The 9,485-nt window shown below is 37.4% G+C and carries 6 protein-coding genes; 3 read left to right on the top strand and 3 right to left on the bottom strand.

All coding sequences use genetic code 11. From position 1 onward, the window contains the following. Window positions 1-100: 100 nt before the first annotated feature. The 3 genes from BMY56_RS00235 to BMY56_RS00225 all read right to left on the bottom strand — a co-directional run bounded on the left by BMY56_RS00235 (window position 101) and on the right by BMY56_RS00225 (window position 6,135). The gene (locus BMY56_RS00235; RefSeq protein ID WP_091618582.1) at window positions 101-1,639 is read right to left on the bottom strand and encodes a RagB/SusD family nutrient uptake outer membrane protein; all 1,539 of its coding nucleotides are present in this window, start codon (window positions 1,637-1,639) and stop codon (window positions 101-103) included. 23 nt (window positions 1,640-1,662) lie between these two features. After that, window positions 1,663-4,758, bottom strand: a complete 3,096-nt coding sequence (locus BMY56_RS00230; protein ID WP_091618580.1) for a SusC/RagA family TonB-linked outer membrane protein — start codon at window positions 4,756-4,758, stop codon at window positions 1,663-1,665. 222 nt (window positions 4,759-4,980) lie between these two features. Continuing rightward, a complete protein-coding gene (locus BMY56_RS00225; RefSeq protein WP_091618578.1) occupies window positions 4,981-6,135 on the bottom strand; it encodes an SIS domain-containing protein in 1,155 nt (384 codons plus the stop codon). Window positions 6,136-6,300: 165 nt separating this feature from the next. On the opposite strand from BMY56_RS00225, the gene agaR reads away from it, so the two are divergent. The 3 genes from agaR to BMY56_RS00210 all read left to right on the top strand — a co-directional run bounded on the left by agaR (window position 6,301) and on the right by BMY56_RS00210 (window position 9,484). Beyond that, complete coding sequence (gene agaR, locus BMY56_RS00220; RefSeq protein ID WP_091618575.1) at window positions 6,301-7,086, top strand: transcriptional repressor AgaR; 786 nt, start codon at window positions 6,301-6,303, stop codon at window positions 7,084-7,086. 631 nt (window positions 7,087-7,717) lie between these two features. Next, entirely contained in the window at window positions 7,718-8,662 is a 945-nt protein-coding gene (locus BMY56_RS00215) for a carbohydrate kinase family protein (protein WP_091618573.1), read from the top strand. Between the two features lie 3 nt (window positions 8,663-8,665). Further along, window positions 8,666-9,484, top strand: coding sequence for a class II fructose-bisphosphate aldolase (locus BMY56_RS00210; protein WP_091618571.1), 819 nt, complete (start codon window positions 8,666-8,668; stop codon window positions 9,482-9,484). Window position 9,485: the final 1 nt, after the last annotated feature.

Here is a 9,485-nt window from a genome sequence, read left to right as displayed (position 1 = left end):
ATACAAAACAATCCAATCTATAAACTATAGATTGGATTGCCAAATTAAAATAAACTAACTCAACTATATTTAGAACATTAAATAGAATTCTATTTTTCTATTAGTATCCTGGATTTTGATTTAACACACCATTAGAACGCTCTATCTCTGTTAATGGAAATGGAAAAACATTTAATCTATCATTCCAGTTTGCACCAAATACTTGAGATCCTATACCCCATCTTGTAATATCAAACCATCTATGGGGCTCAAATGCCAATTCTACCCTTTTTTCTTGTCGCATGGCCGTTAACAAGTCTGCACCAACAGCCAAATCTCCTAATCCAGCTCTGTTACGAACATCATTTATCTGTTGCTCAGCTATACCCAAATCACCACCTCCTTCAATGAGTGCTTCTGCATATAATAATTTAAGCTCTGCAAACCTGAACCAACGCTCATTGTTAAATTCAGATTGTCCATTGGGAGAACGATTTCCATCAACCGTATTGTGAGCACCTTGGTATTTACTTGATGTCAATGAAGTTGAGGACCACGTTGTATCATAAGGTAATACAATTTGACCGCCACCATCATAACTATAGTACGTATCACCGTCATGGTATAAAACAAAAGGTAAACGCACATCTCCAGGTTCATAAGCATTTAATAGGTCCTCTGTGGGAGCAAACCATCCATTCTTACCACCTGGTACACCATTTCCGCCGGCGTCCCAATAGTATGATCTGGCAATACCTTGTGATGCCTTGAAATCTTCAGAGTGCGTATCATCAAACACCCAAATGTTATCGTCAGAGAAAGGACCACCAAATTGAATTTCAAATATGGATTCCGCATTATTTTCAGTGTCGAAATTGAAATTATCCTCATAATTGGGCATCAACATGTAAGGCCCATTATTTACTACATTACCTAATGCGGTAATTGCTGCAGGCCAATCTTCTTTCCAAACATTTACCTTTCCAATATAGGAACTAGCCGCCCAAGACGTTGCCCGTCCTGTATTACCGCTGTCCCAGACCTCTGGTAAACCAGCTTCAGCATCTGCAAAATCAGACAAAATGGCCGCAAACAAATCATCTCGAGAAGCATTTGGCAAAGCTTGGGCATTTATATCAGTAATAACCCCCAAAGCCGCCGGAGGAGTTCCAAATAATTTCATTGCCTGAAAATGAAACCAGGCACGAAGAAATTTTGCTTCAGCCGCCAAAACAGTTTTATCATCAGCTGTAAGTTCGTTTTCAGCATCCAAACGATCAAGAACAATATTTGCGCGGTAAATACCTTCATAAATTTGGGTATAGACCGCAGCATAAGGAGTATCAGCGGCTCTTATCTGAAGCGCATCAACATCTCTTGTTATTCCATCTGCATTTACGGCATCAGCTGCGACATCGTCCGTAATCGCCACGCTGATTTTCCAAAATTCACCTCTTTCCGATAGCGTTTCCGTACTGGTTCCCCAAAAATCCTGTATGGAGGAATAAGAGGCAAAAATAGCGCCATCGAAGTCAGCTCTAGTTTTATAGAACGTATCTGTGGTCAGCCTATCTAAAGGCTGCAAATCTAATTGGTCGCTACAGGAGAATAACACCCCTAAAGAGCAAACGACAACTATAAATTGATTTATTTTTTTCATAACTGTTATATTATAATAATTTTTTAATTAAAGTTTACTGTCCAACCCAATTGAATTATCCTAGGTAAAGGCGTCTGTCCACCATCTTGACCGGTAGCCAAGGTAAAATCACCTTTTTGAAAACTCTGGGCCCGACCTACCTCAGGATCATATCCTGAATATTTGGTAAAGGTAGCCAGATTTTGTGCTCCAATATAAAAGCGCATATTGGTTACGAAGTTATCAGTCCAACTTCTCAATTTCTCTTGAGACAGCGTATATCCTATGGATATATTCTGAATTCGCAAATAGCCTGCATCTTCAACCCATCGATCAGAAAAACGGTTATTTCCATTAGGATCATTAAGGGCCAACCTAGGATTAGAACTTGAATTAGTACTACCTTCACTTGTCCATCTATTCAGTATTTGAGTACTAAAATTACCGGTACTATTCATTCCTTCCAAACCAATTCTAGCGGAGTTATAAATCTGTCTGTCACCGACTCCCCTCAAATTCATGGAAAAGTCAAATCCTTTGTATTCTGCATTGAAAACAAAACCATAAAAGAAACCTGGGAACGGACTACCTAAGAAAGACCTGTCATCTGCGTCCACTACACCATCATTGTTAATATCAACAAAACGAACATCTCCAGGAGAAGGCGTTCCATTAACATCAGGTACCGCTGCAGCAACTTCAGCAGCATTTTGATAAAGTCCATCGGTTTTGTAGCCATAAAAATGCCCTAGGCTTTGGCCTACAACAGTTCTATGGGTAGAAGCCCCACCTATACCACTTATTATATTAGGTATTGGCCCTAAGTCTGTGACCTCATTTTTAACTGTAGTAAGGTTTCCTCCAATGCTATAATTAAAATCTCCAATAGCATTGGCATAGGTAAAGGAAAATTCAATACCTGAATTCTTTATTTGCCCAATATTTGCATCGGCAGGTAGGAAGAATCCTGAGACAAAAGGTAAAGGGAAACCTAAAAGAACATCATCCGTTGTTTTATTATAATAATCAAAAGTTCCTGTTAATTTACCATCAAAAAAGCTTGCGTCAACACCAATATCAAATTGTGTACTGGTCTCCCATTTTAAATCAGAATTTGCAAATGTAGTTGGTGCAGGAGCAACTACTGTTCCTTGATCGTCTCCGATTACATATCGGACATTATTATCAATTGCACTTAAGTAGGCAAAATTGAGACCCGTAAATTGATTACCTGATTGTCCCCAGCCACCTCTCAATTTAATTTCGTCTATCGCAGTATCTTTAGGAAAAAAGTCTTCGTCAGTCATCCTCCAACCCAATGAAACGGATGGGAATACCTGATCTCTATTACCAGGGGCAAATCTTGAAGTAGCATCTCTACGCATATTGGCAGTAGCAAGATATTTACCCTTGTAATTATAGGTCAAACGACCTAACCATCCTTGTAGGGTCCACAAATCAGCCTCATTGGCACCGGCTACCGTGGTACCGGTCGCAGCAAAATTTTCATTGAACAGGTTCCTTCCCTGAAGTCGCTGCTTATCATATCTAAATTTGGTCTGCTCAAATCCAAAGAGGGCACCAATGTTATGATCGCCATCACCAAAAGTCTTATCATATTGCAGTGTTGCAGCGCTGGTCAATGTTAACTCTATAGGTCTCTCGGACACCAATAATGATGAACCAGAAGCTCCATTCAATTGATCAACTCCACTTGTGAAATAGTCACCTACACCTACATTATAGTCTACACCCAAAGATGTCCGGGCCTTTAACCCTTCAATTATATCGAGCTCACCATAAAAGTTCGCAAGGACCTTACGTGTCTGAATGGTTGTCCTAGTAAACCTTTCATCCGTATTGAAAAGATAGTTATTAGCAGAACCCTGTCCCACAGTCTGCTGGTTTATCAAGTTATAACCCAATGGACCATCTCCAAAAGGCTGATAATACGGTGCATTACTAGCGGAATTGAAGCCCGCAAATATCCCTGGCTCACTTTGAACCTGTCTATCCACCTGGCTAATCAAAATAGATTCTCCAAATTTCAGCCTATCCCCTACCTTTATATCTGAGTTTGCTTTAAAAGAATATCTAGAAAAAGCCTGAGCTCTTTCAGTTCCTTCCTGGTCTAAATAACCACCGGATATAAAATAGGTTGCCTTTTCACTTCCACCACTTACGGAGACGTTATGGTTTTGCACAAAACCGGTCTTAAAAATTAAATCTTGCCAATCCACATAGGGCTGGCCACTAAATTGAGAAAGATCCCTGCCCAATTGGCCTTGAATATCTATATACTGGTCTACATCTAAAACATCTATCGTATTTCTAACACTGGCAAAAGAAGTATAACCATCATACGTTACTCGAGCATCTCCTTTTTTACCCCTTTTGGTCGTTACGATAATAACACCGTTCGCTGCTCTTGCCCCATAAATGGCGGTAGAAGCGGCATCCTTTAATACATCGATGGATTCGATATCATTCGCATTCAAACCAGCCAAAGGGTTTGAATCCGTCGTTGATGAAGTATTAACGGTTATATTGGTGGTTTGCACAATTGGAACTCCATCAATAACCCATAAAGGATCGTTTACTCCTGGTGTACCCACCCCACGTATATTTACACTTATAGGAGCACCTGGGTCACCACTTCGGTTCGTTATGTTTACCCCAGAAATTGTACCCGCTAGTGCTTGGTCTGGACTTGTAATGGGTTTTGAGACAATATCTGCCGCACCTATGGAGCCAATTGACCCTGTCAAATCCGCTTTACGCTGCGTACCGTATCCAACCACAACCACTTCGGACAGAGCCTCAGCATCTTCCTGTAGTGATACATTGATAGTTGTTCGATTATTGACTGCAACTTCTAACGTTTTGTAACCAATGTAGCTAACAACCAAAGTAGCATTGCCTGATGCATTAATAGTGAAATTACCGTCAAAATCGGTTTGGGTACCATTAGTGGTTCCTTTAACTAATACACTTGCTCCAGGAAGTACGCCGGAACCATCCGTTATTGTGCCTGTAATAGATGTCTGCGCATAGACTTGCGTGGACCCCAAGGACATGATAGCTAAAAACGCCATATAAAACAATTTGTTCATATAGCATTTACATTGTGGTTTTTTCATAATATAGAGTGGTTTAAGTTAATTGAATTAGTTTTAAGTTAATTAGTTTTATTTGGATATATGATCTTCATTATATGTTGATGTTAGAAATCCTAAACTAAGTTAAATATATGTAAAATTTTGATTATAACGAAAGAAATATAAATTAAAAAATTATATAACCTTTCTTAAATATTATTTTTCCTTTTTTTTAAACGTTCTCATCATATTATCAAATAGGATTTAGTAAATTTTAACCCCTTTGACCACTCTTGAAATTGCACCTGTGGTAGAGGGAGAGTCTGGTTGTAGATTTAAATTTAAAGATTTGTAAAATCCTAATAGCTGTCCGAGTACTATGTAGCAGACTGAAAGATATTCATCATCAATAATTATTGATTCGTCATCGTCCAGAACAATGAGATCATCAATAAAAGGTATACATTCTTCACGGGTGGTGATTCCTATCTGTTTCAATGGCCTCTTACCAACTCCCATCCCTTGGACAAGATCTATTTCATATTGGAGTACTTTTTTATTATTTGAGAAATAATATACCAGCAACGTATTCTCATCAACTACAGCCTTAGGTCCGTGCCTAAATCCCAAATACGAATCATTTTTACAGATAACCAAACCATCGGTTAGTTCCTGTAATTTGAGATGGGATTCCATAGCCGTGCCATAAAGCGGTCCAGAACCAAGAAAAACGGCTCGTGTAAAATCCAATTGAGCAATTTTTCTAATTTGGTCTAATTTTTTATGAAGCAACTGATTTGCATACTTGACAATAGCCTTTACCACTTCTTTTTTTGAATCCAATTTATCGAAATTACTCATCAGTAAAATTGTTAAGAGCATTCCTGAATAGCTACCCGTCATCGCAAGACTTTTATCATTGGATTCCGGCGGCAATAAAAAAACCATGTGTTTATTTTTCGAAGAGTATTTTGCCAAATCCCCTTCTTCGCTACAAGTAATGATTAAATGAAAACAATGATTCAAATAAGTATCTGCAAGCTTCACCACAGCAATACTTTCGGGGCTATTTCCAGATCTTGCGAAAGAAATCAATAATGTTGGAGTTTCCCGTTCTAGATAATCATTTGGATGTGATACGATATGAGTGGTAGCTATCGATACAGTAGTAATGCCAGTATTTCGTTGAATGCAGCCTTCTACAGAATGACCGATATAGGCACTCGTACCAGCACCAGTCAAGATAATTTTTTTAGTTTCTTTCAAGACCGAATTTAGAAATGGGGCGATCCTTTCTTTATCCCTAACTAATTTTTCAAATATTTTAATCCAAAGTTCAGGTTGTTCTGCTATTTCTTTTGCCGTATCAAATCCGCCGACAACTTTTAATTGAGAAGCCTCAATATCCAAGTATTTCATAAAGTAGTTATTACGTGATATGTAACTTTCATATCCTTATGTTACAAATATATAAAACCTACTTAAAGTTTCGTATAGTAATTTTATTTATTTGAAAACAAATTTTTACCTTATTGGTGGCATATGTTTATATATTAGCTTTTAAAATGCCAAAATCATAAGAAAATGAAGGGAGCAAAAACAAAAAGGTCTACGGTTGAACGCCGTAAAAAAATACTTAATTTACTTGATGAGGATGGACAGGTCTTCGTACACGAACTTAGTGCAACATTTGGAGTTAGTGAGGTCACCATACGTAACGATCTGGAATTATTTGAGACTAAAGGTTTGCTTATTCGCTCAAGAGGCGGTGCTATGATAAATGAAAATAAAGTAAGTATGGATTTTCAATTATCGGAAAAGGATAAGATAAATTACAAGGAAAAAATAAGGATTGGCAAAAAAGCTGCTGAGCTAGTGAATTCTGGTGAGACCATAATTTTAGATTCAGGAACCACTACAATGGAAATTGCAAAGAATTTAAATTCAAACAAATCTTTAAACGTAATCACCAATGCCTTAAACATCGCAAATGAATTACTCAAATATCCAAACATCAATATCATCGTTCCAGGAGGCACCTTACGAAAAAATTCACATTCACTAGTAGGACCATTGGCAGAAAAAAGTATGCGGAATTTTTACGTAGACAAACTATTTCTGGGTGTTGACGGATTTGATATCACGGAAGGTGCTTTCACGCCAAATATAGAAGAAGCGTCATTAAATCAAGTGATGATTGGAATAACCAAAGAAGTCATCCTTGTTGCTGATTCTAGCAAATTTAGACGAAGGAGCCTAGCCTTTATATGTCCCACGAAAAAAATCGATATTGTAATTACGGATGAAAAGTTAAGTAAGGAGGACAGAAACTGGCTAAAAGATCAAAACATTCAACTTATTATAGCTTGAAGTTCAAAATTATAGCTAGAAAACACTTTGAATAGGCTACCCTAATTGTCCCGAAAAATTGAACATTATTTTAACAGGGTAGCTAACTCTAATTGGATTTAAATCTTAAAATATTACATCTTAAATACCCCGAAAATTCTTTTCATACCAGTTTCCTACTTCATCCCGGGTTCAATACAGGTTTAAAACAGGTAAATGCAAAAGTCATCACCTTAACGAGGGCTGAACTTTCCTTGTTTATCCCAGATTATCTTAAGTCTAATTTTTTAATCATAGTTAATTACTAGGATACCATCTAAAAGATTACTTACTTATTCTTTTGGTGGATTTGTTTCAACCCGAATAAATTTAAATTAGATTGAAAAATAACTAAAAAAAAGATTTTCTTTAAAATAAAAAGGTAGAATAAGTTAATTTATAATTTTATATTTACATAAACAAAAGGTCTTAATTTATAATTTACAGAGTAGCAAGCAGTATTTGCGGTATAAATTTTAAATCAAAATTTTGTTCCAAAAATGGTCGGCTATTCAAATTGAGTTTAAAAAATATTGTCCATTAAGACTTTTAAGAAATGAGTAAATAACTCAAATCAGAAATAAAGTTTAAAAAATTTAAAATTATAAATACAATGATATCTTTTGATGTACTGGTAATTGGAGAATTAAATGTTGACATTATTTTAGATGACATCAAAGGTTTCCCAATGATTGGGAAAGAAATTTTGGCAAGCGAGCTTAATGTAGTGCTGGGAAGCAGTTCCGCCATTTTTGCAAGTAATTTAAGTTCTTTGGGTAAGTCCGTTGCTATGGTAGGCCTTTTAGGAGAAGATAGTTTTGCCGATTTGATTAAAAAATCATTACAGAATAAAAAAGTAAATACGGATTTTGTTGTAACCACAAAAAAATACAGTACGGGGTTAACGATTGTCATGAACTACGGAATGGATCGTGCCAATGTTACCTTTCCAGGGGCCATGGAGCACCTTTCAACAGCAGATATTACAGATGAAATGTTGTTGAGCTCCAAACACCTGCATTTGAGTTCCATATTCCTACAAAAGGGAATAAAGAATGAGGCAATAGAACTCTTTAAACGCGCCAAAAAATTGGGACTTAAAACATCAATGGACCCCCAATGGGACCCAGCTGAAAATTGGGATTTGGAATTGGAGCAGTTGTTACCTCATATTGACATTTGGATGCCCAATGTTATGGAATTTAAAAATATTACCGGCACCGATACCATATCTGCAGGAATTGAAAAAATAAAGAACTATTCAAATTGTGTTGTCATCAAAGATGGTGTACATGGTGCCCATCTTTGGGAAAAAGGAAAACTAACTTCGAAACCTGCATTTCTAAATAGCAAGGTAGTCGATTGCATCGGTGCCGGAGATAGTTTTGATGCTGGGTTTATTAGTGAGTTCGTTAAAGGATCTAGCTTGGACAGGTGTGTGGAAGTAGGTAATGTTATGGGGGCCATCAACACGCTCGAACCTGGTGGCACTGCAGCATTTGAAAACATTGAATCCGTAAGAATAAAAGCTCAAGAGAAATTTGAATTTACACTCTAACCTATGGGATTAAAAGAAAAATTAAAACAGAACAAACAAACAGGCAGGGCGCTACTCGCAACAAATTTCTATAATTTTGAGACTCTAGCCGCTGTCCTGACAGCAGCCCGTGATACAAATTCAGAACTGATTTTACAGCTTTCAGAGAGTTCCATACATTACATGGGGCTAGAGGTCGCTACATCGCTTGCCCGGGCCGCCATTTTACAATATGGGGTGAAAGCATGGCTCCACCTAGACCATGGTCAGGATGTAGAATTGGTAAAAAGGTGTATCGATGCAGGATTTGACTCGGTAATGATAGACGCCAGTGAAAAACCTTTTGCCGAAAACATAGCAATAACAAAAGAGATTGTAGACTATGCTACTGAATATGACATAAATGTAGAAGCAGAGTTAGGATATATTTCAAAACTTGGTCAAGAACAAAAAATGATATATACCCGCCCAGACGAGGCTAAGGAGTTTGTAGAGGCGACGGGTATAAATGCCTTGGCAGTAGCTGTGGGTTCTGCGCATGGTTTTTATAAGGAAACACCCAAATTACAATTAGAGCTTATTGGTGAAATCAATAAAGCAATGGATGCAGCCCTAGTACTTCATGGAAGCTCAGGAATCCCTAACGACCAATTACAGCGTGCCATTAAAATGGGTATCACCAAAATAAATTTGGCAACGGAGATTAAGAACATTTTCATGAAATCACTTCAAGAGACCTTAAAACATACCGATAATATAGACCTAAGACAGGTATTCCCCAAGGCCACATCCGCAGCTACCGCATTGGTCAGCGCAAAATTAAAAACAATAAATTTCAGTTAGT

It is taken from the genome of Maribacter orientalis, from assembly GCF_900109345.1.
Taxonomy (GTDB): Bacteria; Bacteroidota; Bacteroidia; order Flavobacteriales; family Flavobacteriaceae; genus Maribacter; species Maribacter orientalis.
The sequence above is the reverse complement of the archived record's forward strand: the minus strand, read 5'-3'. Positions and strand labels throughout refer to the sequence as shown.

What these genes read in the sequence shown, in the direction of transcription:
- BMY56_RS00225 (WP_091618578.1), bottom strand. Translation starts at nt 6,135, where the DNA reads ATGAAATACTTGGATATTGAGGCTTCTCAATTAAAAGTTGTCGGCGGA.
- BMY56_RS00210 (WP_091618571.1), top strand. Translation starts at nt 8,666, where the DNA reads ATGGGATTAAAAGAAAAATTAAAACAGAACAAACAAACAGGCAGGGCG.
- agaR (WP_091618575.1), top strand. Translation starts at nt 6,301, where the DNA reads ATGAAGGGAGCAAAAACAAAAAGGTCTACGGTTGAACGCCGTAAAAAA.
- BMY56_RS00230 (WP_091618580.1), bottom strand. Translation starts at nt 4,758, where the DNA reads ATGAAAAAACCACAATGTAAATGCTATATGAACAAATTGTTTTATATG.
- BMY56_RS00235 (WP_091618582.1), bottom strand. Translation starts at nt 1,639, where the DNA reads ATGAAAAAAATAAATCAATTTATAGTTGTCGTTTGCTCTTTAGGGGTG.
- BMY56_RS00215 (WP_091618573.1), top strand. Translation starts at nt 7,718, where the DNA reads ATGATATCTTTTGATGTACTGGTAATTGGAGAATTAAATGTTGACATT.